Raw genomic sequence first — 24,367 nt, forward strand, 5'->3', positions numbered from 1 at the left:
GGGTAGCAGCAATGAGTCAGAACGTATACCAATTTATCGACCTGCAGCGCGTTGATCCACCGAAGAAACCGCTGAAGATCCGTAAGATCGAATTTATCGAGATCTACGAGCCGTTTTCCGAAGGCCAGGCCAAAGCACAGGCAGATCGCTGTCTTTCCTGCGGCAACCCGTACTGCGAGTGGAAGTGCCCGGTACATAACTACATCCCGAACTGGCTTAAGCTGGCGAATGAGGGACGTATTTTTGAAGCGGCAGAACTGTCGCACCAGACTAACACTCTGCCAGAAGTCTGTGGCCGAGTGTGCCCGCAGGATCGTCTTTGTGAAGGATCCTGCACGCTAAACGATGAGTTCGGTGCGGTGACTATCGGCAACATCGAGCGCTATATCAACGATAAAGCGTTCGAGATGGGCTGGCGTCCGGATATGACTGGCGTTCGCCAGACGGACAAGCGCGTGGCGATCATCGGTGCAGGTCCGGCGGGCCTGGCCTGTGCTGATGTGCTGACCCGCAACGGCGTGAAGGCGGTGGTATTTGACCGCCACCCGGAAATCGGCGGTCTGCTGACCTTCGGGATCCCGGCATTCAAGCTGGAGAAAGAGGTCATGACCCGTCGCCGTGAAATCTTCACTGGTATGGGCATTGAGTTCAAACTAAACGTGGAAGTGGGCCGCGACGTGCAGCTTAACGATCTGCTGAAGGATTACGATGCCGTGTTCCTTGGCGTAGGTACCTATCAGTCGATGCGCGGTGGGCTGGAAAACGAAGACGCTTCCGGCGTATTTGATGCTCTGCCGTTCCTGATCGCCAATACCAAACAGTTGATGGGATTTGGCGAAAGCAGTGACGAGCCGTACATCAGCATGGAAGGCAAACGCGTCGTTGTTCTCGGCGGTGGCGATACCGCGATGGACTGCGTGCGGACCTCGGTTCGCCAGAACGCGGCACACGTAATCTGCGCCTATCGCCGCGACGAAGAGAACATGCCGGGTTCCAAACGCGAGGTGAAAAACGCGCGTGAAGAAGGGGTCGAGTTCCAGTTCAACGTCCAGCCTTTAGGCGTGGAAGTGAATGCCAACGGTAAAGTGTGCGGCGTGAAAATGGCGCGCACCGAAATGGGCGAACCGGATGCGAAGGGGCGTCGCCGCGCGGAGATCGTCGCCGGTTCCGAGCACGTTGTTCCGGCTGATGCGGTGGTACTGGCGTTTGGCTTCCGCCCGCACAGTATGGAGTGGCTGAAAGAGCACAGCGTCGAGCTGGATTCTCAGGGCCGTATTATTGCTCCGGAACGCAGCGATAACGCCTTCCAGACCAGCAACCCAAAAATCTTCGCTGGTGGCGACATCGTGCGTGGTTCGGATCTTGTAGTCACCGCGATTGCCGAAGGTCGTAAAGCGGCAGACGGTATCCTGAACTACCTGGAAGTGTAAGTAAGCGTCCTCTGGCATCTCATCTTCGAACGCTGATGAGATGCCAGATTCCTCGCAATACCCCTGCCCCCTCCCCTCTATCAACACCGTGAAAGAGAACTAAAAAAACATACGGAAACGTTTGCTTTATTCTGAGAACTGTATATTATGCGGCGGATTTTTTGGGCAAAATTCATGGAGGCGTTGTGTCGCAGGACAACAATTATAGCCAGAGCCCCGTCCCTCTGGCGGCGCGGAAGGGCGTGATTCCACTAACGTTTGTCATGTTGGGACTCACATTTTTTTCCGCCAGTATGTGGACCGGTGGCACACTCGGTACCGGTCTTTCCTATAATGATTTCTTCCTTGCAGTTCTCTTCGGTAATCTTCTCCTCGGTATTTACACTGCATTTCTCGGTTTTATCGGCGCAAAAACAGGGCTCTCAACCCACCTTCTGGCACGTTACTCATTTGGTTTGAAAGGTTCATGGCTTCCCTCACTGCTCTTAGGCGGTACACAGGTAGGCTGGTTTGGCGTTGGTGTGGCCATGTTTGCTATCCCGGTTGGCAAAGCGACGGGGATTGACGTCAATATTCTGATTGCGGTTTCCGGTCTGTTGATGACCCTGACTATCTTTTTTGGCATCTCGGCGCTGACCGTTTTATCTATCATCGCCGTACCTGCCATCGTCGTTCTTGGCAGCTACTCCGTCTGGCTGGCGGTGAGCGATGTCGGCGGTTTAGACCATTTAAAAGCGATAGTGCCGCAGACACCGCTGAATTTCTCCACCGCACTGGCGCTGGTGGTCGGCTCATTTATCAGCGCAGGCACGTTAACCGCCGACTTTGTCCGCTTTGGCCGCAACGCCAAAGGTGCGGTACTGATTGCCATGGTGGCATTTTTCCTTGGCAACTCGTTGATGTTTATCTTCGGCGCTGCGGGTGCCGCCGCTGTTGGACAGGCGGACATCTCTGACGTAATGATTGCTCAGGGCCTGCTGCTGCCCGCGATTGTGGTGCTCGGCCTGAATATCTGGACCACCAACGACAATGCGCTCTACGCTTCAGGTTTGGGATTTGCCAATATTACCGGCCTTTCCAGCCGTTCGCTGTCGGTGGCTAACGGTATTATCGGCACACTGTGCGCACTGTGGCTTTACAATAACTTTGTCGGTTGGCTGACATTTTTGTCGGCAGCGATTCCTCCAATTGGTGGAGTGATTATCGCCGACTATCTGCTGAACCATCGCCGATATGCCGACTTCAGCAAAGCACAATTTATTTCCGTAAACTGGATAGCTATCCTGTCCGTTGCACTGGGCATTGCCGCCGGTCACTATATTCCCGGTATCGTGCCCGTCAACGCCGTACTCGGCGGCGTATTCAGCTATATCCTGCTGAACCCACTTTTCAATCGCAGCCTTGCTAAATCACCAGAGGTCAGCCATGCAGAATAATAACATCACCATTCGTCAGGCGCGTTTACAGGGACGCGAAGGATTGTGGCAGCTCACGGTTGAAAACGGACGCTTCAGCCGAATTGAGGCTCAGGACGCAGCTACGTTGCCGCAGGGGGAAGTGCTTGATGCCGAAGGTGGCCTGGCAATCCCACCGTTCGTAGAGCCACATATCCACCTGGATACCACGCAAACCGCGGGGGAGCCGAGCTGGAACCAGTCAGGTACGTTATTTGAAGGCATTGAGCGCTGGGCCGAACGTAAGGCAATGCTCACTCACGATGACGTCAAAGCGCGCGCCATGCAGACTCTTAAGTGGCAGATGGCCAACGGCATCCAGTATGTCCGCACTCACGTTGATGTTTCCGACCCAACGCTGACCGCGCTGAAAGCCATGCTGGAGGTGAAGCAAGAAGTCGCTCCGTGGGTAGAGCTGCAGATTGTCGCGTTCCCGCAAGAGGGCATTCTTTCTTATCCCAACGGTGAAGCGTTATTAGAGGAAGCCGTGCGTTTGGGTGCCGACGTCATTGGCGCTATCCCCCACTTTGAATTTACGCGTGAATATGGCGTGGAGTCGTTGCACAAAATTTTCGCCCTCGCGCAAAAATACGACAGACTTATCGACGTGCACTGTGACGAAATTGACGATGAGCAATCACGCTTTGTTGAAACCGTCGCGGCGCTGGCCCATCGCGACAATATGGGCGAGCGCGTGACCGCCAGCCATACTACGGCAATGCACTCCTATAACGGCGCGTATGCTTCCCGTCTTTTCCGCCTGTTGAAAATGTCCGGCATTAACTTTGTCGCGAATCCACTGGTGAATATTCACCTGCAAGGGCGCTTTGACACGTATCCTAAACGCCGCGGCGTTACACGCGTCAAAGAGATGCTGGAGGCAGAGATCAACGTCTGCTTCGGCCATGATGACGTCTTCGATCCGTGGTATCCGCTAGGCACCGCGAATATGCTGCAGGTACTGCACATGGGGTTACATGTGTGCCAGCTGATGGGATACGGACAAATTAACGATGGCCTGAATCTGATCACCACCCACAGCGCGAAAACCCTGCACCTGCAGGACTACGGTCTGAGCGTAGGGAATTCCGCGAACCTGGTGATTTTACCGGCAGAGAATGGATTTGACGCGGTTCGTCGCCAGACGCCTGCACGTTATTCCATTCGTCACGGGCGAATCATTGCCGAGACTGTGCCGAGCCAAACGACGCTGCATCTGACGCAGCCGGAAGCGGTGACGTTTAAGCGCTAGGTTGTAATATCCGGTGTCGGATGGCGCAAGCCTTGCCATCCGACACCGTCGCTCTCATCGTCAGGTGTGTAATAAACTGGCGCGCACCTTGATCACCACCTTTTTGATGTCCATCGGAGCCTGTACCACGCAGCCCGGCTTATGCGGCTCGCCCGGCATAAAAATCACAAATCTTCCCGGCTTCAGTACCATCGCCTGCTCATCGGCAATCTGGCTACACAGCTGATAATCATCCTCAACGTGCATCTCTTCGCACTGACGAGCAGAATCAGTCATCCCGAACAGAATGCGTTCTTCACCAGATAACAGCACCTGAATATCAATGTACTCCCTGTGCAGTTCCGCTTTCTTTTGCTCCGGGCTCTGCGTTGCAAATTGCATAACATTCATAAAAATATTATCGCCCTGCAACTCGTAGCGCCCTGGCGTTTTCTCCTGCGGATTCGCCGCAACAGCCAGCGTTAACGCCTGCTGCAAGACCGGATGTAATCCGGCAGAAGGCAATGAACGCAACTCATCTGACATCATAATCAATCTCCCTGGGCCAACAGCGCGGCCCCCAGTAATCCAGCGTCATGACGGTAATGCGCCGCCCGTAATTCTACGTGGTAAGCCGAAGGCTCTTGTGCCAGATAGTTTTCCACCAGCGCCAGATACCCTTCTGCCAGCCCCACGCTGCCGCCAATCACCACAATCTGGCAATCGATCGTGGCCTTCACATCGGCGACAAGCCTTGCCAAAGTACGTGCCGAACGATGGATCAACCGACTGGCCTGCTCATCACCCTGCCCGGCGCGGCTAAAAATGGTTTTGGCGTCGCATCCAGCAAGCGTACCTTCGGCAGCCGCCGCGATCCCACGACCGGAAGCGATCGCCTCGACACAACCCACACGCCCGCAACCGCACACCGGCCCATGCGGATCAGCCAGCGTATGTCCCAGGTGCCCGGCCAGACCGCCAATCCCGGTCAGCAGCTTCCCATCATTTACCACCCCGCCGCCTACGCCGGTGGAGACGGTGATAAACACCATATCGCGGTACTCGCCGCCAAGCGCATGATACTCAGCCCACGCCGCGGCCTGCGCGTCATTGACTGCCAGCGTCGGCAAAGCGGTGAGATCTTTTAGCGTTTGCACCAGAGGAAAATGCAGCAGCCCGCCGAGGTTGTGCGGGTTCAGCGCCAGTAGAGAACCGTCGCGAATAATCCCCGTTGAGGCGATCGCCACCCGCGTTGCCTGCCCCTGTAGCGGTGCAACCAGTGCTTGTAACGCGGCACGCAGAGCATCCGGTGTTTTGCTGGCGGGCGTCGGCAATTCATGACGCTCTTGAATTTGCAGGCTGCTGTCTACCAGTGCGACAGCCAGTTTGGTGCCGCCAATATCAATCGACAGCGTGGTCATAGCACCGCCTTTTTAAGCGCTGTGTTGTACCACTGGCAAATGTGCTCCAGCCGGGTAATGGCTGAGCCGACTGTCACCGCCCAAGCGCCATGACGCATCGCCTCAGCGGCCTGCGCTGGCGTGTTGTAACGTCCTTCAGCAATCACCCGACAACCCGCGTCACTTAAAGACTTCACCAGAGCCAGATCCGGCTCTTCGGGCGTTTCTGGCGTGGTATAACCAGAAAGGGTAGTGCCAATGATTTCGGCACCGAGTTTCTGGCAGGCCATGCCATCCGCCATGGACGAACAGTCAGCCATCGCAAGGCGTTGGTGATGATGAATACGTGCCAGTAAGGTTTCTACAGGTACCGGACGTACGCGATCGGTACCGTCGATGGCGATGATGTCAGCGCCTGCCTGCGCTAACGCATCAACATCCTCCAGATATGCGGTGATGCGAACCGGAGAGTCATCAAGGTCACGTTTGAGAATGCCGATAATCGGCACCGAAACTACCGCCCTGGTCGCTTTCAGGTTTTCCACCCCTTCAATGCGTAACGCCACCGCGCCAGCCTGTTCTGCGGCCAGCGCCATCGCCGCAACAATTTCCGGTTTATCTAACGGGCTGTCAGGAACAGGCTGGCAGGAGACAATCAGCCCGCCGTTCGCGGCAATCTTGATATCCAGTTGTTCAAGTAACGACATGCTTATTCCCTTATGACTATTGCCCGGCGCAGGACCGGGCAAACGGATTAACTTTTGGATTTCACCATGGTGCTTTTGTCACCGCCGAACGGCACGGCCCCGCTAAACGGTTTGCCATCAATGGCATCATGCGTACGCAATGCTTCAGGCCGCAGCCAGCGCTGTACGCGAGACGGCATATCGAGACCAATCAGCAGGATCACCACAAATGTCAGGCCGAAAGAGAGCGATCCCAATGCGGTGCCCAGATCCAGTCGTTGGGCAATCAGCGCACCGATGATCGGTGCCAGCGCCCCGCCCAGTGCACCCACGTTGTAGGTGAAGCCCAGACCCGCCGCACGCTGGTCGGTATCGAAATAGCCGCCAATCAGTTTTGGTAAGATCCCGGAGATCCCCTGACCGAGCATTTGCTGGAAAAACAGCAGTAAACCCAGTACCCAGACGTTTGAGCCGCCAATCGCAAACACTGGAATAATCAGCAACTGCGAAGCCAGCAGACTGCAGACATAGGCCTTACGCGTGCCCAGCCAGTCGCCAAGAAAACCACCGACGCAACAACCGACCGCCGCGCCAAAGCCGCTAAAGAAGAGCACCCTGGCGACAGTGGAAGGGTCATACAGCAGTTCAGTTTTCAGATAGGTTGGCAGCAGCGCCTGAATCGGCCATGAGTAAAGGAAGGCAAACAGCACAACCACCATCAGCATGACGCCCGTCGGCCAGCGTTTCCCGCTGCTTTGCACCATAAAACTAATGAAGATAAACGCGCATATCAGGCCAAGGACCGCCACGATAGCCGCATTTTGCAGGTTGCCTGCAAAGCAGAACCACAGCGCGGTTGCGGCGGCGAGAGTCATCACAATATTAATAACCCGATGTTCGCCCCGGTAGAGAATGTCCACCATCGTGCGTACCGGCGCTTTGCCTTCGTGTTTCTCTTTCCAGTCTTCCGCTTCCGGAATATTTTTACGCAGCCAGAGGGCGAAGATAATCGGCAAAATGCCGATGAAGAACAGCGCGCGCCATCCCCAGACCGGGACCACCAGGCTGTAGACCTGCGCGGCGATCACTGCGCCTACAGAGAAGCCGGAAATCAGGAAGCCGCTGGCTTTGTTTCGCAGGTGCCTGGGCCAGCTTTCAATAACATAAGTTGCGCTGGAGCCGTACTCACCAGCCATCCCCATACCGATAACCAGGCGGGCGATAAACATGGTGGTGTAGCCCGGCGCGAAGCCGCAGGCCAGCGTCCCCACAGAGAACAGAATGATACTGGTGACCATCGCCAGACGGCGTCCATAACGGTCGCCCATCGCGCCCAGCATTAACCCGCCAAACCAGCGGGAGATAAAAGCGGCCGAGATCAGACTGGCCGCCTGCACCGTCGTCAGTCCGAATTCGCCTTGTACTTCCGTCAGCACAAGGGCGATTAATACAAAATCAAAACCATCAAGCAAATATCCCAGCCAGGCGGCGGAAAATGCCCGCCATTGCGCCCGATTGAGATGGCGATACCACGGGATGCTCTGGGTAGAAGTACTCATTTTACTCTCCCGACGATCTTTATTTTCGTTGTGGTGCCGGATGGCGGATTCGCCTTATCCGGCCTACGAGTCTTGTTTTTGCAGGCCGGATAAGCATTGTGCTATCCGGCGTCCGATCAGTCGCGTTCCAGCATTAATTGCTGGGCCAGCGCTTTCAGTTCCGGCAGATATTGTTCATCTACCGGGGCAAATGGTTTACGGCACAGCGGAACAGAAACCACGTCCATATAGTGCAATACCGTCTTCAGGCCGCGGAACACGCCAACCTTAATGAGCAGATCGATAACCTTATTGCACTCGGTTTGCAGCTTTTTCGCCGTCCGGATGTCGCCTTCTTTGAGCGCTTTCACAATTCCCTGATAACGCCATCCCATAATGTTGTAAGTGCTACCGATACCGCCATCTGCGCCCGCCAACAGACCAGAAGCGAAGATCTCGTCATAACCGTTATAAAGCACCAGATCGGGGTGAGTGCGGCGGATCTGTTCCATCTGATAGAGATCGCCTGAGGTTTGCTTCAGCGCGCCAACGCCCGGCAACGTCACCAGCGTGTTGATTTGATCCAGCGTCAGTTTTACGCCGCTCAGCGCCGGGATGTTATAGACCACCATCGGCAAGCCATCAGCGGAATCAATAATTGCGCGGTAGTGATCGCAGTGCTCTTCAAAACTGAACGGATAGTAAAACGGTGTGACGGCTGAAACCGCATCAAAGCCGTAGCGATGCGCGGCACTCGCCAGCTGTTGGCTCTCTTCGGTACTCACTGTGCCAACGTGAGCGATCAGCGTCACCTTACCTTTCGCTTCTTCGGCAACAATTTCCAGTACCTGCTCTCTCTCAGCGCGGTTTTGGACAAATGCCTCACCCGTAGACCCACCGACATAGAGCCCGTCGATCCCTTGCCCAATGTTGAAACGCACCAGGCGGCGCAGGCTCTCAATGTCCAGTCGCTGTTGGCTATCGAATGGGGTTAACAACGCTGGCATTACGCCTTTTAAATCTCTTGCCATAGCTACCTCTGATGATGATTAGTGTTATCTGACTGCATACCTTTATACCTGTTATACCAGATCAAATAAGCAGCAATACAATACAGAACGCTTATAGTGCGATCTGCCTCACTAAACGATCGTCAGGATCGCGATTACTTACGCAATTTTTTACTTTTGCTGAAGGCGTGCCAGGTAGCGGAAACGCTGTTGAGATGTTCTTGCAGTGCGCGGTCAGCTTCCTCAGGGTCGCGCTGACGAATCGCGTCCACAATAGCGATATGCTGCTGATAACTCACGTTATTGTGCTCATACAACTCTTGGTCGGCCACGGTCGGACGGGCGGCAATTAGCCAGTCTAACAGCGCAACATGGATAGCCATAAAGATGGGATTGCCCGGGATCTCCGCCAGTATGCGATGAAAATCAACGTCCGAGCGAATGAACAGCGTATTGTCATCGAGCGACTGGCTGTTGATCTCCAGTGCTTTCGCCAGTCTGTCGATTTGCTCATCCGTCGCATGTTCTGCGGCGTATCGTACCAGGCTGGATTCAAAGAACAGTCGCAGCTGTTCGAAGTGGGCAATGCCGCCGGGATGCGCGAGGAAATCTTTCGCCATACCGGACAGCTCGCTGATAATGGTATCAGCTGAAGGACGCGAAACGCGGGCGCGCTCGCCATTGTTGATTTGCACCAGACCTTTGCGTTTTAACGCTGCCAGCGCTTCTCGTACAGAAGGACGGCCCACGTTAAAGAAGGCCATCAGCTCCCGCTCAGACGGCAACTGTTCGCCCTCGCCAAATTCCCGACGACGAATCATCTGCTCCAGTTCTTCTTCAACCATTTCAGACAGCTTTTTACGCGCCAGCGGGCGGTTGCGTAAGCTACGGCCAATGGTGGATGGAGAGTCTTCAGCTTGCGAATCAAATGCGTTCATAGGGCCCATTCAGCTAAGTCGTGGTGACAAATAACAGCGGGTTTATCCTAACACAGGATCGAAAGCAGGGTGAAATGATGGTCAATCAGACTGTCGGGCTTATTGGCGGTCTAACCCATCCGGATATTTTGTTACGCTAAAACATTCAGCTTATCTTTAATTGAAAACAATCATATTCGCTTCGTGAAATTTATGAACATGAACGTGATAAATTATCATAACCATCTATTTTATAACGATAAATAATTTAAACATCGAATTAAAAATAAGATATTCACTCCATAAAAATCGCCCGAAAAAATATAACATCCGTTTGGACAACAGCGTTATTACCGGATTTATCTTCTTCTCTGGCATGGAGTGAAACAATGTTCGGCATCATTATCTCTGTCATCGTTTTATTAACGATGGGTTACCTGATCCTCAAAAACTACAAACCGCAGGTAGTGCTGGCAGCCGCGGGGATCTTCCTGATGATCTGCGGCGTCTGGCTAGGCTACGGCGCGCTGGTCGCTAACGACAAGAGCAGCGGCTATCTACTGGTCGATATTTACAACGAAATTCTGCGTATGCTTTCCAATCGGGCGGCCGGACTAGGGTTATCAATCATGGCGGTAGGTGGTTATGCCCGTTATATGGACAGGATGGGGGCCAGCAGAGCGATGGTTAGCCTGTTAAGCCGTCCGCTTAAGCTAATCCGCTCACCCTATGTTGTTCTTGCCGCCACCTATGTGATTGGTCAGATCATGGCGCAGTTCATCACCAGCGCTTCCGGGTTAGGCATGCTGCTGATGGTGACGCTGTTCCCGACGCTGGTCAGTCTTGGCGTGAGCCGTTTATCCGCGGTGGCGGTCATTGCCACTTCAATGTCAATTGAATGGGGCATTCTGGAAACCAACTCTATTTTTGCCGCGCAGGTGGCGGGCATGAAAATCGCTACCTACTTCTTTCACTATCAGTTACCCGTCGCATCGTGCGTTATCGTCGCCGTCGCTATTGCACATTTTTTCGTTCAGCGGCAGTTTGATAAAAAAGCATTCCCGGAACGCAACGGATTCGCTGAACAAAAGACGCTGGAAAACGTGCCACCTCTCTATTACGCCATTCTACCCGTCATGCCGCTGCTTCTGATGTTGGGCTCGCTTGCCCTGGCACATATGGGGTTAATGAAAACAGAGCTGAATCTGGTGGTGGTCATGCTGATGAGCATGACGCTGACGATGTTTGTCGAGTTCCTGCATAAACATAATCTGCGTGAAACGATGGATGATGTGCAGGCCTTCTTTGACGGCATGGGAACCCAGTTTGCCAACGTTGTCACGCTGGTGGTCGCCGGTGAGATCTTTGCGAAAGGGTTGACGACTATCGGGACTGTCGACGCCGTAATAAAAGGTGCAGAGCATTCCGGCCTTGGCGGTATCGGCGTGATGATCATCATGGCCGTGGTCATTGCCGCCTGTGCGATTGTCATGGGGTCAGGTAACGCGCCGTTTATGTCTTTTGCCAGCCTGATTCCAGATATAGCAGCCGGACTACATATTCCTGCGGTAGTGATGATTATGCCGATGCATTTTGCTACTACGCTGGCCCGGGCGGTATCCCCCATTACAGCGGTCATTGTGGTGACATCAGGTATTGCGGGCGTATCGCCCTTTGAGGTGGTAAAACGTACGGCCATCCCGATGGCGGTGGGATTTGTGGTCAATATGATAGTCACCATCACGTTGTTTTACTGATCCCGAAGGCAGAAAACAGAACAGGCCCCAAAGGGCCTGTTTTTTATTTCACTACGCGTAGCGCTGGACGCCCACCGCGAGGCGGCGGCGGAGTGTCATCCGGATCGTTGTCGTCGCCATTGTCAGGCTTATCGCCATCAATGACCGACATGACCGTTTCACTCTCAAAACCAGGTGCGTCGTTGTCGTCATCATTTAAGCTGGCGACATCTTCGTCGTAGGCGGCTTCCGGCTCGAACATAGTACCGGCGCCATTTTCACGAGCATAAATTGCCAGAACTGCCGCCAGCGGTACAGAAACCTGACGCGGCACACCACCGAAGCGCGCGTTAAAGCGCACTTCATCGTTAGCCAGTTCCAGGTTACCCACCGCACGCGGTGCGATATTCAGAACAATTTGCCCATCACGCGCATATTCCATAGGAACCTGCACGTCCTGAAGCGTCACATCCACCACCAGGTGCGGCGTAAGCTGGTTGTCTAACAACCACTCATAGAATGCGCGCAGCAGATACGGACGGCGTGGTGTTAGCTGTGGCAAATCCATACAGGTTAACCCCGGCCCAGACGCATTTCACGTTCAGGCTCAGTCAGAGAAGCCAGGAAAGAATCACGTTCAAAGACGCGAGTCATGTACCCTTTCAGTTCTTTCGAACCTGCACCGTTGAATTCAATGCCCAACTGCGGTAAACGCCACAGCAGCGGCGCCAGGTAGCAGTCTACCAGGCTGAACTCATCGCTCAGGAAGTAAGGTTTCTGGCCAAATACTGGTGCAATTGCCAGCAGTTCTTCGCGCAGACGCTTACGCGCGACTTCGGCTTCAGAAGCAGAACCGTTCACGATGACGTTCATCAGCGTGTACCAGTCTTTTTCAATACGCTGCATGTACAGGCGGCTTTCACCACGCGCAACCGGGTAAACCGGCATCAGCGGCGGATGCGGGAAGCGCTCATCCAGGTATTCCATAATGATGCGAGATTCCCACAGGGTCAGCTCACGATCCACCAGTGTCGGTACGCTCTGATTCGGGTTGAGGTCGATCAGATCCTGCGGTGGATTGTCCTTCTCCACATGCTCAATCTCGAAACTAACACCTTTCTCAGCCAGCACAATGCGGACCTGATGGCTATAGATGTCAGTAGGACCAGAAAACAGCGTCATTACCGAACGTTTGTTGGCAGCGACAGCCATGAAAACCTCCAGGTATATTCAGAATTTTTACTGCTACCAGCCACTAAGTGGCCAGCCAGAAGTGATGTCACCCATATTCGGGAAAGCCATTACTGTTCAAAATACAAACAAAAAATGAACGATACCGGACATTTGGGCAGAAAATTGGATGATAGTTTACCAGATTTTGTGACCTTTGTGGTGAGTCGATTCTTGAAATGGGGAAAAAGAGGTGGCAATCAGCGGATTACCGTGGTTATACGGAGAGCAGTAACGATAAAAAAACCCGCCGAAGCGGGTTTTTTCGCAAATTGTTGTCTGCCGAAGCAGAGTACAATTAACGTTTGGAGAACTGAGGACGACGACGTGCTTTACGCAGACCGACTTTCTTACGTTCAACCTGACGAGCATCACGGGTAACGAAGCCAGCTTTACGCAGTTCGCCACGCAGGGATTCGTCGTACTCCATCAGAGCGCGGGTGATACCGTGACGGATCGCACCAGCCTGACCAGAGATACCACCACCTTTAACAGTGATGTACAGATCCAGTTTCTCAACCATGTCGACCAGTTCCAGCGGCTGACGAACTACCATGCGGGCAGTTTCACGACCGAAGTACTGTTCCAGAGAACGTTGGTTGATTACGATTTTACCACTGCCCGGTTTGATGAAAACGCGAGCTGCGGAACTTTTGCGGCGACCAGTGCCGTAGTATTGATTTTCAGCCATTGCCTATAATCCCGATTAGATGTCAAGAACTTGCGGTTGCTGTGCCGCGTGGTTGTGCTCGTTGCCAGCGTAAACTTTCAGTTTACGGAACATAGCACGACCCAGCGGGCCTTTTGGCAGCATGCCTTTAACCGCGATTTCAAGCACACGCTCAGGACGGCGAGCAATCATCTCTTCAAAGGTCGCTTGTTTGATACCGCCGATGTGACCGGTGTGGTGATAGTACACTTTGTCAGTACGCTTGTTGCCAGTTACAGCAACTTTGTCAGCGTTCAGAACGATGATGTAATCACCGGTATCTACGTGCGGAGTATATTCCGCTTTGTGCTTACCGCGCAGGCGCAGAGCCAGTTCGGAAGCCAGACGGCCCAGAGTTTTACCGGTCGCGTCAACAACATACCAGTCGCGTTTTACGGTTTCTGGTTTAGCTGTAAAAGTTTTCATTAAAAGCTTACCCAAATAAATAAGTTACACGTTGGTGAACACCCAAACGTTTTGTCAGTTGAGGTTCACACGACATTGTCCAGCAAACCTACCCCTTCGAATAGCCTATGCCGGCGCATAGAAAGTTTTGGGAAAAAAACTCTCTCGTAACGTGGGGTCGCAAGATTATAGAGAAGTCAGGGTCAAAGATCGACCCCTTTATGTGATTTGCAGCAGGTTTAACCGGCTAAATGTTCCCGCTTCAGATACTCTTCGCTTTGCATCTCCTGCAAACGCGACAAACAACGCTGAAATTCAAACTTCAGACGCTCGCCCTGATAGATTTCATAAAGAGGTGAGGCCGCACTGACCACCAGCTTAACGTGGCGTTCGTAGAACTCATCCACCAGTGCGATAAAACGCCGCGCTTCGCTCTCCATCAGAGTCGTCATGACCGGCACATCAGACAACAGCACCGTATGAAACAAACGCGATAGCGCAATGTAGTCATGCTGACTACGTGCATCGACACAGAGCGTGGTGAACGACACCGCCAGCGTTTGGTTTTCGACGGCCAGCGTCTGCATCGGACGATGATTGATCTCCAACGTCGGCGCATGTTCACTTTTCGTTCCCGCTAATGCCAGCCAGAGCTTGTCCATCTGCTGGCGGGTTTCCTCATTCAGTGGCGACAACCACAAATGCGCCTGCGTTAAGGTGCGCAGACGATAATCGACGCCAGCATCGACATTCATGATGTCACAATGCTGTTTGATGGCATCAATGGCAGGAAGAAAGCGCGTGCGTTGCAAACCGTTGCGATACAGCTCATCAGGCGGAATATTGGAGGTTGCCACCAGCGTAATACCACGGGCAAACAGCGCCTTCATCAGGCCGCCGAGCAGCATGGCGTCGGTGATGTCAGAAACAAAAAATTCGTCAAAGCACAGCACGTCCGTTTCGGCCTTAAAGCGGTCGGCAATGATTTCCAGCGGATCGCTCTGCCCCTGCAGGGCCGTAAGCTCTTCATGGACGCGCAGCATAAAACGGTGAAAGTGCAAACGCTGTTTACGCCCGCCCGGCAGGCTATGGTAGAACAGATCCATCAGCCACGTTTTTCCGCGCCCGACTCCGCCCCACATATACAGACCACGCACCGGCGCATTGGTCGATGACTCACGTTTTCCCAGCAATTTGCCAAAACGCGCCATCAGTCCGCTCTCCTGCGGCGCAGGACGTGCTGGCGTCGAAAGCGCCTGGAAAATTGTTTCCAGTCGATTCACTGCTTCTTGTTGTACGTTGTCGGGCTGATGACTGCCGTCTTTGAGGGCTTGCTGGTAACGCAATGTCGGGGAAAGGCTTTGCATGATGTTATTGTTATTCCTTGAGAATCGATGTGCCGTCGCTCACGGTTGACGAAAAAAAGGCCGTTCTACATTACGTGATATAAACACGGGATTCCACTTCTACGGGATTAGCGGTTATAGTGGCATAATCAGGCGCAGGCATGGAGCCTAAAGCCAACACCCTACGGAAACACAAGACAACGGGAGATGTTCATGACCTGGGAATATGCGCTAATTGGGTTAGTCGTCGGTATCATTATTGGTGCTGTAGCCATGCGTTTTGGTAATCGTAAATTACGCCAACAGCAGGCATTGCAGTACGAACTGGAAAAAAATAAAGCTGAGCTGGAAGAGTACCGCGAAGAGCTGGTGAGCCACTTTGCCCGCAGCGCTGAACTGCTGGATAACATGGCGGACGATTATCGTCAGATCTACCAGCATATGGCGAAAAGCTCCAGCAACCTGCTGCCGGGTATGTCACCGGAAAATAATCCGTTCCGTAATCGTCTGGCAGAATCCGAAGCGGGTAACGATCAGGCGCCGGTTCAGATGCCGCGTGACTATTCTGAAGGCGCATCTGGCCTGCTGCGTAGTGGCGCAAAGCGCGACTAACTGCACATCGTTAAGAAATTTATTGGGCGCAGCAATTGCGCCCTCCGCTTCTCTTCCTGTCCCAGCTATTATTTAGTCGTTAGCCTCATTGTGACCAAACCGAAAATTCAATAACATCAAACTGTTTTGAATCATCTTCCGTTTACTCAAGGTACGAGAGCAGGATCCATGAAAAAACACACCCAGCTGTTGAGTGCATTAGCGTTAAGTGTCGGGTTAACTCTCTCGGCACCATTCCCAGCCGCAGCGTCGATTCCCGGCCAGGTTCCCGGTCAGGCTGCGCTCCCCAGCCTCGCCCCGATGCTGGAGAAAGTGTTACCTGCCGTGGTGAGCGTAAGGGTCGAAGGCACCGCCGCTCAGGGGCAGAAAGTCCCGGAAGAGTTCAAAAAGTTTTTTGGTGATGAACTTCCCGATCAACCTGCACAACCTTTTGAAGGGCTGGGTTCCGGGGTCATCATTGATGCCGCCAAAGGCTACGTCCTGACCAATAATCACGTCATCAATCAGGCGCAAAAAATCAGCGTCCAGCTTAACGATGGCCGTGAGTTCGACGCTAAGCTTATCGGCAGCGACGACCAGAGCGATATCGCTCTGCTGCAAATTCAACACCCCAGCAACCTGACGCAAATTGCCATTGCCGACTCCGACAAACTCCGCGTCGGTGATTTCGCGGTGGCCGTGGGTAACCCGTTTGGTTTGGGGCAAACGGCCACCTCCGGCATCGTATCGGCTTTGGGTCGCAGCGGGTTGAACCTGGAAGGTCTGGAAAACTTTATTCAGACCGATGCCTCCATCAACCGGGGTAACTCCGGCGGCGCGTTGCTAAACCTCAATGGTGAGCTGATTGGCATTAACACCGCGATTCTGGCCCCCGGCGGCGGTAGCATCGGTATTGGTTTTGCGATCCCGAGCAATATGGCACGCACGCTGGCGCAGCAACTGATGCAGTTTGGTGAAATCAAACGTGGTCTGCTGGGAATTAAAGGCACCGAAATGACCGCCGATATCGCCAAAGCGTTCAAACTGGACGTGCAGCGCGGCGCGTTTGTCAGCGAGGTTCTGCCTAACTCTGGCTCCGCAAAAGCAGGTGTGAAGTCTGGTGACGTCATTACCAGCCTCAACGGCAAACCGCTCAACAGCTTCGCCGAACTGCGTTCACGCATAGCGACAACCGAACCAGGGACTAAAGTCAAACTGGGCCTGCTGCGTAACGGTAAACCGCTGGAGGTTGAAGTAACCCTGGATACCAGTACATCATCGTCCGCCAGCGCGGAGATGATTGCTCCTGCGTTGCAAGGGGCTACGCTCAGTGACGGTCAGCTTAAAGACGGCACCAAAGGCATCAAAATTGATAACGTTGAAAAAAGTAGCCCAGCCGCGCAGGCCGGTCTGCATAAAGATGACGTTATCATTGGCGTTAACCGCGATCGTGTAAACTCGATCGCCGAAATGCGTAAAGTGCTGGAAACGAAACCGTCGATCATCGCTCTGCAGGTAGTTCGTGGTAACGAGAGTATTTACCTGCTCCTGCGTTAACGCATGCAACCGGACATCAGCCCCCCGTGTGATGTCCGGTAAACTCGTGATATGCTGCTGCCGTTCCCTTTATTAATGACGCCGCCATCATGTTTGTGAAGCTTTTACGTTCGGTCGCGATTGGTTTAATCGTCGGCGCTATTCTGCTGGCCGCGATGCCCTCTCTGCGAAAAATAAATACGCTTACCGCGCCACAGTTCGACAGTGCAGATGAAACGCCCGCCAGCTATAACCCGGCGGTTCGCCGTGCAGCGCCTGCCGTCGTTAACGTTTATAACCGTAGTATGAACAGCACAGCGCATAACCAGCTTGAGATCCGCACACTCGGCTCAGGCGTTATCATGGATCAGCGCGGCTATATCATTACCAATAAGCACGTCATTAATGATGCCGACCAAATCATCGTCGCGTTGCAGGATGGGCGTGTATTCGAAGCGCTGCTAGTGGGTTCTGATACGTTAACCGATCTTGCGGTGCTGAAAATCAACGCGACTGGCGGACTGCCGACAATTCCAATTAATAACAAACGCGTGCCGCACATCGGCGATGTCGTCCTCGCTATTGGTAACCCGTACAACCTTGGGCAAACCATCACTCAGGGGATTATCAGCGCCACCGGTCGTATTGGCCTGAACCCGACTGGACGGCAAAACTTCCTGCAAACGGATGCCTCCATCAACCACGGCAACTCCGGCGGCGCGTTGGTCAACTCGCTGGGCGAGTTAATGGGTATTAACACGCTGTCATTTGATAAGAGCAACGATGGCGAAACCCCGGAAGGGATCGGCTTTGCTATTCCGTTTCAGTTGGCAACCAAAATCATGGATAAGCTGATTCGTGACGGGCGCGTGATTCGTGGCTACATCGGCATCAGCGGTCGCGAAATTGCGCCACTGCACGCCCAGGGCGGCGGGATGGATCAAATTCAGGGGATAGTGGTTAACGAAGTGGCCCCAGACGGTCCGGCAGCACAGGCTGGAATTCAGGTTAACGATCTGATTATTTCGGTCAATAACAAACCGGCAGTATCTGCGCTGGAAACCATGGACCAGGTGGCAGAGATTCGCCCAGGTTCGGTTATCTCTGTTGTCGTGATGCGTGATGACAAGCAGTTGACGCTGCAGGTAACGATTCAGGAATACCCGGCTACAAACTAAATCACAAGCGAAATGATGTAAAAAAACCGGAGATAGCTCCGGTTTTTTTATGCGTCAAATTCGCGATATTTGTAGGACGGATAAAGCGTTAAACACCGCCATCCGGCCTACATAAAGGCGTTATTTAACGAACTCTTCACCCAGGGTGATATCTTTCTTCAGCGTATCCAGCATACCTTCCAGCGAGCTCTGCTCAAATGCGCTCAGCTTGCCGATAGACTGGCGTTCTTCTACGCCGTTTTTACCCAACAGCAGCGGCTGAGAGAAGAAGCGAGCATACTGGCCGTCGCCTTCAACGTAAGCACATTCAACCACGCCTTTTTCGCCGCTCAGCGCGCGAACCAGTGACAGGCCGAAACGTGCTGCAGCCTGACCCATAGACAGGGTTGCAGATCCGCCACCGGCTTTAGCTTCCACAACTTCAGTACCTGCATTCTGGATACGTTTGGTCAGGTCAGCCGCTTCTTGCTCAGTGAAGCTCACGCCAGGGATTTGTGACAGCAGCGGGAGAATGGTCACGCCAGAGTGGCCGCCAATAACCGGGACTTCAACGTCACCAGGCTGCTTGCCTTTCAGTTCCGCAACAAAGGTGTTGGAGCGGATGATGTCCAGCGTGGTCACGCCAAACAGTTTGTTCTTATCGTATACGCCTGCTTTTTTCAGCACTTCTGCAGCGATAGCAACGGTCGTGTTCACCGGGTTGGTGATAATTCCGATACATGCCTTCGGGCAGGTTTTAGCAACCTGCTGCACCAGGTTCTTCACGATACCGGCGTTAACGTTGAACAGGTCGGAACGATCCATACCCGGTTTACGTGCGACACCCGCAGAGATCAGTACCACATCAGCACCTTCCAGTGCAGGGGTAGCGTCTTCGCCGCTGAAGCCTTTGATTTTCACAGCAGTAGGGATATGGCTCAAATCAACGGCCACGCCAGGCGTTACTGGAGCGATGTCGTACAGGGAGAGTTCTGAACCTGAAGGCAGTTGGGTTTTTAACAGTAATGCTAGCGCCTGACCGATACCACCAGCAGCGCCGAGGACTGCAACTTTCATCCTAAACTCCTTATTATATTGATAAGCAAAGTGTCTATTGCTCCGCGGCGGCGACCTTAATTCACAAATCCAACGAATACAACAACCACGCGTCAAGAATGCGTAGTCACGCAAATTTGGCTTTTATGCATTTAACTTACGTAAAATAAAACCTAAGTTACGTAATTCAAAACCACCCGCACAGTAGAGCAACTTTCCAACAGGTGCTGACAATATACCCTACCCACCTCTCAAAACAACATCAATTTGATAACATTTAATTTACTTTTAACCTTATTTGCGAGCCGTGACACAGGCATGTTTCTTGATAACGAAATTTGATAAAATTCCGCTCTTTCATAACATTATTTCAGCCTTGAACAAGGCAGACTGTTTGCATAAAAATTCATCTGTATGCACAATAATGTTGTTTCTACCGCCATATTACGGGTGACTTATGCGAAGCTCGGCAAAACAAGAAGAATTAGTAAAGGCGTTTAAAGCGCTGCTTAAAGAAGAAAAGTTCAGCTCTCAGGGCGAAATCGTCCTCGCGTTGCAGGATCAGGGCTTTGATAATATCAATCAGTCCAAGGTTTCTCGCATGCTGACCAAGTTCGGCGCCGTGCGTACCCGCAATGCGAAAATGGAAATGGTGTACTGCCTGCCGGCAGAGTTAGGGGTACCTACAACATCCAGTCCACTGAAAAATCTGGTATTGGATATCGATTACAACGATGCAGTTGTGGTTATTCATACCAGCCCTGGCGCTGCTCAGTTGATTGCACGTCTGCTGGACTCATTAGGTAAAGCGGAAGGGATTCTGGGTACAATTGCCGGTGACGATACCATCTTCACCACCCCAGCTAAGGGTTTTACGGTAAAAGATTTGTACGAAGCCATTCTGGAACTGTTCGAACAAGAGCTGTAATACTTCCACCCCGTCGCCTCGCGGCGGGGGAAAAACCTCTGTTTCCACCCTCCTTCCTCTATTATCCACTGCCATTGATTTAACAAATGGTGCGTTTAACCGTCAAAAGTCATTCACATAGCGAATATGAAGAGTTAAAAACGCACATTTTGCAAAAATTCATATCTCAATGATTTAATTGAATTTATTATAAAACTGATGTTTAAAACCCTATTTTTAATTCTGTTTGGTTATAAAAAATATTTTTCTTAACACTTAATCCGCATGGAAACAATTAGCGTGGTATTAATTTATCGAGTGATTAGTGTATACTTGATTTTGTGATGAGGGTCACGAAACGCAGACCCCAATAAAAGAATTCGACGAGGTAAATATCATGAAAATCAAAACAACTATTGCAACCTTAAGCCTTCTTTCTGTTCTCTCTTTCGGTGCAAGCGCCGCAGTAACTCAGGTGAACTCACAAGAAGCACAGAACCTGCAATCCATGGGCAGCATCTCCGTATCTCAGATCGGTAGCTCACCAATGGACATGCGTCAGGCTATCGCCGCTAAAGCTGAAAAAGCGGGTGCCAGCAGCTATCGCGTCACCGAACTCCGTGAAGGCGCTCACTGGCACGCGACTGCAGAACTCTACAAATAAACCCTCGTCGTCTAGTCCGACGACTTGCCCCCGCCTGCCGGGGGCTTTTTTATGCCTTACATTGAGTGACGAACGTTAAAGCGCAGCTGTCCTTCCAGCTCTTCTTCCGCTTCATCGAACAGTAAAATCAGCGCGCCGTATCGCCTGCGTAGCTTGTCCGGCAAATGAACAAATTCAATCTCCAGCGGCAGCGGTAAAACGTCCCCGATAACCACCTCCCACAGAGAATCTAAATCAACCACCTTTTCCCGGGCGAGACCGAACGCGCGCGTAAACTCACGGTAGAAATCCCCCTGGTCTTCTATCTCGTCAAAATCAAATGTATAGATGTTCATCTATAGCCACCATCCCGACGCCAGTCACTCTACAGACCATCAATATGCAGGAACCTCCTGCATTTTCAGGTAAGTATAGCCATAAAAAAACCGACGCTTTTAGCGTCGGTTTCCAACTCTTAATTACTGGTCAGCGCATGCTGGTATTTGTGCAGCATCCCGCTAAGTCGTTTTACCGGCTCGGTCACCTGCGGTGGCGCTTGCCAGATGATTAATTTCTCCTGATAGATCTCAAGCTCTTCCAGCAGCTGGCTAAAGTAGCGTCGGCGCTTGTCGTCGTTTCCTGCGGAAATCACGTGATCCGCAGTGCGACGAAGCTGGCGATGGAACGCGGATAGATCCTCGTTTACCGGTATCGGCGCATCGCGCAGGCGCTGATGTGCAATGATCATCGTCAGCGCCAGGCGAAACTTCGCCAGGTCGCCGGGAAATTTGTTCATCAGCAAAAACAGCTGCTGATAAAGCGCCGGGAGGTGGTTTTCTTTACGACGTACCACGTTGGTGGTCATCGCTGAAACCGCTGCCGAGACAAACTGGTTGAGCAACACGCGACCCGTTCTGTCACGAGAGTTATCGCGCACCAACAGAATGACGATAAATGCCAGCACGCAGCCAACAATTTGCCCCAGCGCACTGTCAAGGAACTGGCTAAAGTGGAAGGTCATCGGGTTATCCAGCACGATGATATTAATAGTGCTGGCCAGCGCCCCCATTGATCCCAGCCGTCGTTTCTGTACCTCTATACCCAGAAAGAACCCCAGCACCGCCAGGCTCAGGCACAGTAACAACATGCTTTGTTGCGTATTGGGGATAATCACCAGGAAATAGAGCGCCCCGAGCGGTAACGCCGCCAACGTACCGTAAATAAAGTCAATCGCCACCATGCGCGGGTTGGGCAAACGCATTGCCAGCGAAGTGACAACCGCAATCATCACCATTGCGCCGCTGCCGGAGGTCCATCCGGTCCACAGCCAGAATAAAGTTCCCAGCACACAAGAAAGCGTGGTGCGCCAGAAGTTGACCATCGCATGATGGCGCTCGGCAGACTCCACCTTCACCACTGGCTCACCTTGCAGGATCTCTTCTTCCGTGGCGCTAATTTTGGTATTACTCAGTACACCGCGTTTGAGCAACAGGTAACGCGTCGCGGCGCCAGCCCAACTATATATCGTAATCGGCGTTTCGCGTTCACCGGTCCAGGCAATCACCCGCCGCATCCGCTTCAACTGTTTATGCACATCCTGCACCGTTTCAACCGGCATATTGAACAACTCGCGGAAGGTATCAGTGATCAGTTCGGGTCGAGTGTTCTGAATAAGATAGGTTTCGCAGGACTGCGTGATGAGCGTGAGTGACAGCGTGTTCAATGCTTTGAGCCTGCGGTTAGCCCGCCCCCAGCGTGAGGACTCCATATTCAGGTTACTTCGCATGCCTTCCAGTGCCGCCGTACGCCGGACTAAATCGCCCCAGGCTTTGTCCACTTCTTCACTGTCACCATGCTTAATGCACAGCTGCATAAGCTGATACTGCGCCACCAGCAGGCTGTCCAGTTCGACATCAATCTCCTGTTTCACCGAACGGGGCGAAAAGAGCAGATCGGCCACAATAGCACAGACAATCCCCATCACTATTTCACTACAGCGTTCGAGCGCAAATTGCGGCGTCAGCAGCGGTTCAGCCTGGATGGTAATGACGATGATCAGCGCCGTATAGCCCGAAAGTCCCCAGGCATAGGAGTTTTCGATCTTCACAAGCGACGAGATCCAGGTACAAAAACCGGCCCAGATACAACACACCAGGATCATCAATAACGGGGCGCGGATCATGCTGATGATAATGATCAGTGCAGCAATACAGCCGATAAATGTCCCGACAATACGCAGCATGCCGCGATAGCGTATAGCACCAGAATAGGGCTCTCCGCCAGCGGCAAAGGCCGGGCCAGCCGCCACAATGGCGGCGGTCAGCACCGCCCAGCGCGGGGTCTCAAGTTGGAAGTGAAAGCCAACGAACAGCGCCAGTACAATCGCGCACGCCAGTTTTACCGCAAAGCGGATATGCTGGTTGGCAATAGAGAAAATGCCCATCACGATTAGCCAAACTCGCGCAGGCGATGCGCCATTTTACGGAAGAAGGATTCCCGGCTTGCATCGCGATCCTGCTTGCCGGTAATGACGACGGTAGCCGTAGTCCCCGCAGGCCACAGGGTTCCCTGCTGCTCATCAAGACGAATTCGCACCGGTACACGCTGCGCCAGACGCACCCATTCAAGATTGGAATCAATGGTCGCCATACCCTTTGCGTCCCGCGTGCTGCTGGCATTCGTTACGCCAGCCGCCACGCTATCAACGGTGCCCTTCAGCACATGATTACTGCCCAGCGGGGTGATCTCTGCGCGATACCCAGGGCGGACGCCTTCCAGCTTGGTTTCTTCCATATAGGCCAGCACATAAAAAGAATGCTGTTTGACCAACGCCACCGCCGTAGAGCCGCGAGTAATAAATTCGCCGCTGTAGACGTTCAGGTTAGTCACCCAGCCATCTGCTGGCGCGCGAATGACGGTACGTTCCAGATCTAATTTCGCCAGGTCGCGGGTCGCCTGCGCCTTCGCAAGCTGGTGTAATACGGTTTGCAGGACATTGTTTGACTGGTCGATCTCTTCACGAGACATAGCCTGCACGCCCAGCCGATTACGACGGCTGGCCTCCTGGCGTTTTTCCTGTGATAACACCTGATAGTAGGCGACGTCTGCTTCCGCTTCTTCGAGCGCTTTTTTATAGCGCGGCTGATCGATGGTAAACAGGACCTGGTCTTTCTTCACCAGTTGATTATCATGAACGTTAACGTTAGTGATAAGCCCGGCGACATCCGGGGCTATTGCCACAACGTCGGCGCTGAAGCGCGCATCACGCGTCCACGGCGACTCGGTGTAGAACACCCATGCGCGGAAAATGGCGATGAAGGCCAGAATGACCAGTACGAGAGTCGTGGCCGTACGGGAGAGTTTTCTTGTTAGTGTTTTCACTTCA

The 24,367-nt window shown here is 52.9% G+C and carries 24 protein-coding genes; 9 read left to right on the forward strand and 15 right to left on the reverse strand.

Annotated elements, in window-relative coordinates; genetic code table 11:
- The first annotated feature begins 11 nt into the window (after positions 1 to 11).
- The 3 genes from HV229_RS22730 to HV229_RS22740 all read left to right on the forward strand — a co-directional run bounded on the left by HV229_RS22730 (position 12) and on the right by HV229_RS22740 (position 4,136).
- Positions 12 to 1,430, forward strand: coding sequence for a glutamate synthase small subunit (locus HV229_RS22730; protein WP_016154696.1), 1,419 nt, complete (start codon positions 12 to 14; stop codon positions 1,428 to 1,430).
- A 185-nt stretch (positions 1,431 to 1,615) separates the two neighbouring features.
- Positions 1,616 to 2,866 (forward strand): cytosine permease, encoded by a 1,251-nt coding sequence (gene codB / locus HV229_RS22735; RefSeq protein WP_181546465.1) that lies wholly within the window; start codon positions 1,616 to 1,618, stop codon positions 2,864 to 2,866.
- Positions 2,856 to 4,136 carry a cytosine deaminase gene (locus HV229_RS22740; protein ID WP_016157577.1) on the forward strand — a complete coding sequence of 427 codons (1,281 nt, stop codon included), beginning with the start codon at positions 2,856 to 2,858 and terminating at the stop codon, positions 4,134 to 4,136. The genes codB and HV229_RS22740 overlap by 11 nt, the downstream gene beginning before the upstream one ends.
- A gap of 60 nt (positions 4,137 to 4,196) precedes the next feature.
- On the opposite strand, the gene nanQ is transcribed toward HV229_RS22740, so the two are convergent.
- The 6 genes from nanQ to nanR all read right to left on the reverse strand — a co-directional run bounded on the left by nanQ (position 4,197) and on the right by nanR (position 9,696).
- Positions 4,197 to 4,664 carry an N-acetylneuraminate anomerase gene (nanQ, locus tag HV229_RS22745; RefSeq protein WP_016154699.1) on the reverse strand — a complete coding sequence of 156 codons (468 nt, stop codon included), beginning with the start codon at positions 4,662 to 4,664 and terminating at the stop codon, positions 4,197 to 4,199.
- A 2-nt stretch (positions 4,665 to 4,666) separates the two neighbouring features.
- The gene (gene nanK, locus HV229_RS22750; RefSeq protein ID WP_181546467.1) at positions 4,667 to 5,536 is read right to left on the reverse strand and encodes an N-acetylmannosamine kinase; all 870 of its coding nucleotides are present in this window, start codon (positions 5,534 to 5,536) and stop codon (positions 4,667 to 4,669) included.
- The gene (locus HV229_RS22755; protein ID WP_019077794.1) at positions 5,533 to 6,222 is read right to left on the reverse strand and encodes an N-acetylmannosamine-6-phosphate 2-epimerase; all 690 of its coding nucleotides are present in this window, start codon (positions 6,220 to 6,222) and stop codon (positions 5,533 to 5,535) included. Before HV229_RS22755 ends, nanK begins: the two co-directional genes overlap by 4 nt.
- Before the next feature lie 47 nt (positions 6,223 to 6,269).
- Positions 6,270 to 7,760: a sialic acid transporter NanT gene (gene nanT, locus HV229_RS22760; RefSeq protein WP_016154702.1), complete on the reverse strand. Its 1,491-nt coding sequence runs from the start codon at positions 7,758 to 7,760 to the stop codon at positions 6,270 to 6,272.
- A 116-nt stretch (positions 7,761 to 7,876) separates the two neighbouring features.
- On the reverse strand, positions 7,877 to 8,770 hold the full coding sequence (nanA, locus tag HV229_RS22765) for an N-acetylneuraminate lyase (RefSeq protein WP_181546469.1): 894 nt from the start codon (positions 8,768 to 8,770) through the stop codon (positions 7,877 to 7,879).
- A 134-nt stretch (positions 8,771 to 8,904) separates the two neighbouring features.
- Positions 8,905 to 9,696, reverse strand: coding sequence for a transcriptional regulator NanR (gene nanR / locus HV229_RS22770; protein WP_016154704.1), 792 nt, complete (start codon positions 9,694 to 9,696; stop codon positions 8,905 to 8,907).
- Positions 9,697 to 10,055: 359 nt separating this feature from the next.
- Here nanR and dcuC point away from each other — a divergent pair, with 359 nt between their 5' ends.
- A complete protein-coding gene (dcuC, locus tag HV229_RS22775) occupies positions 10,056 to 11,423 on the forward strand; it encodes an anaerobic C4-dicarboxylate transporter DcuC (protein WP_153647187.1) in 1,368 nt (455 codons plus the stop codon).
- A gap of 43 nt (positions 11,424 to 11,466) precedes the next feature.
- Here dcuC and sspB read toward each other — a convergent pair whose 3' ends face one another.
- The 5 genes from sspB to zapE all read right to left on the reverse strand — a co-directional run bounded on the left by sspB (position 11,467) and on the right by zapE (position 15,113).
- Positions 11,467 to 11,970: a ClpXP protease specificity-enhancing factor gene (sspB, locus tag HV229_RS22780; protein ID WP_016154706.1), complete on the reverse strand. Its 504-nt coding sequence runs from the start codon at positions 11,968 to 11,970 to the stop codon at positions 11,467 to 11,469.
- Between the two features lie 5 nt (positions 11,971 to 11,975).
- Complete coding sequence (gene sspA, locus HV229_RS22785) at positions 11,976 to 12,614, reverse strand: stringent starvation protein SspA (protein ID WP_003025132.1); 639 nt, start codon at positions 12,612 to 12,614, stop codon at positions 11,976 to 11,978.
- A gap of 316 nt (positions 12,615 to 12,930) precedes the next feature.
- Positions 12,931 to 13,323 (reverse strand): 30S ribosomal protein S9, encoded by a 393-nt coding sequence (gene rpsI / locus HV229_RS22790; protein ID WP_003025138.1) that lies wholly within the window; start codon positions 13,321 to 13,323, stop codon positions 12,931 to 12,933.
- 15 nt (positions 13,324 to 13,338) lie between these two features.
- Positions 13,339 to 13,767 (reverse strand): 50S ribosomal protein L13, encoded by a 429-nt coding sequence (rplM, locus tag HV229_RS22795; RefSeq protein ID WP_003025141.1) that lies wholly within the window; start codon positions 13,765 to 13,767, stop codon positions 13,339 to 13,341.
- A gap of 218 nt (positions 13,768 to 13,985) precedes the next feature.
- A complete protein-coding gene (gene zapE / locus HV229_RS22800) occupies positions 13,986 to 15,113 on the reverse strand; it encodes a cell division protein ZapE (protein WP_181546472.1) in 1,128 nt (375 codons plus the stop codon).
- A gap of 192 nt (positions 15,114 to 15,305) precedes the next feature.
- On the opposite strand from zapE, the gene zapG reads away from it, so the two are divergent.
- The 3 genes from zapG to degS all read left to right on the forward strand — a co-directional run bounded on the left by zapG (position 15,306) and on the right by degS (position 18,397).
- Entirely contained in the window at positions 15,306 to 15,704 is a 399-nt protein-coding gene (zapG, locus tag HV229_RS22805) for a Z-ring associated protein ZapG (protein ID WP_003025147.1), read from the forward strand.
- A 168-nt stretch (positions 15,705 to 15,872) separates the two neighbouring features.
- Complete coding sequence (gene degQ / locus HV229_RS22810) at positions 15,873 to 17,240, forward strand: serine endoprotease DegQ (RefSeq protein WP_016154708.1); 1,368 nt, start codon at positions 15,873 to 15,875, stop codon at positions 17,238 to 17,240.
- Between the two features lie 89 nt (positions 17,241 to 17,329).
- The gene (gene degS / locus HV229_RS22815) at positions 17,330 to 18,397 is read left to right on the forward strand and encodes an outer membrane-stress sensor serine endopeptidase DegS (protein WP_003025154.1); all 1,068 of its coding nucleotides are present in this window, start codon (positions 17,330 to 17,332) and stop codon (positions 18,395 to 18,397) included.
- A gap of 120 nt (positions 18,398 to 18,517) precedes the next feature.
- Here degS and mdh read toward each other — a convergent pair whose 3' ends face one another.
- Positions 18,518 to 19,453: a malate dehydrogenase gene (gene mdh / locus HV229_RS22820; RefSeq protein WP_008785953.1), complete on the reverse strand. Its 936-nt coding sequence runs from the start codon at positions 19,451 to 19,453 to the stop codon at positions 18,518 to 18,520.
- 436 nt (positions 19,454 to 19,889) lie between these two features.
- Between mdh and argR the strand changes: the two genes are divergently transcribed.
- Both argR and yhcN read left to right on the forward strand, forming a co-directional pair.
- On the forward strand, positions 19,890 to 20,360 hold the full coding sequence (argR, locus tag HV229_RS22825; RefSeq protein WP_003025162.1) for a transcriptional regulator ArgR: 471 nt from the start codon (positions 19,890 to 19,892) through the stop codon (positions 20,358 to 20,360).
- A gap of 376 nt (positions 20,361 to 20,736) precedes the next feature.
- Positions 20,737 to 21,003 carry a peroxide/acid stress response protein YhcN gene (yhcN, locus tag HV229_RS22830; protein WP_003025165.1) on the forward strand — a complete coding sequence of 89 codons (267 nt, stop codon included), beginning with the start codon at positions 20,737 to 20,739 and terminating at the stop codon, positions 21,001 to 21,003.
- Positions 21,004 to 21,059: 56 nt separating this feature from the next.
- Here the strand turns inward: yhcN and HV229_RS22835 are convergent, their stop codons facing one another.
- From HV229_RS22835 to aaeA, 3 genes are all read right to left on the reverse strand, one after another.
- Positions 21,060 to 21,338 (reverse strand): barnase inhibitor, encoded by a 279-nt coding sequence (locus tag HV229_RS22835; RefSeq protein WP_016154709.1) that lies wholly within the window; start codon positions 21,336 to 21,338, stop codon positions 21,060 to 21,062.
- Positions 21,339 to 21,457: 119 nt separating this feature from the next.
- Positions 21,458 to 23,425 carry a p-hydroxybenzoic acid efflux pump subunit AaeB gene (aaeB, locus tag HV229_RS22840; protein ID WP_016154710.1) on the reverse strand — a complete coding sequence of 656 codons (1,968 nt, stop codon included), beginning with the start codon at positions 23,423 to 23,425 and terminating at the stop codon, positions 21,458 to 21,460.
- Between the two features lie 5 nt (positions 23,426 to 23,430).
- A complete protein-coding gene (aaeA, locus tag HV229_RS22845; RefSeq protein WP_016154711.1) occupies positions 23,431 to 24,363 on the reverse strand; it encodes a p-hydroxybenzoic acid efflux pump subunit AaeA in 933 nt (310 codons plus the stop codon).
- Positions 24,364 to 24,367: the final 4 nt, after the last annotated feature.

It is taken from the genome of Citrobacter sp. RHBSTW-00524, assembly GCF_013747755.1.
In the GTDB taxonomy this organism is placed as follows: domain Bacteria; phylum Pseudomonadota; class Gammaproteobacteria; order Enterobacterales; family Enterobacteriaceae; genus Citrobacter; species Citrobacter braakii.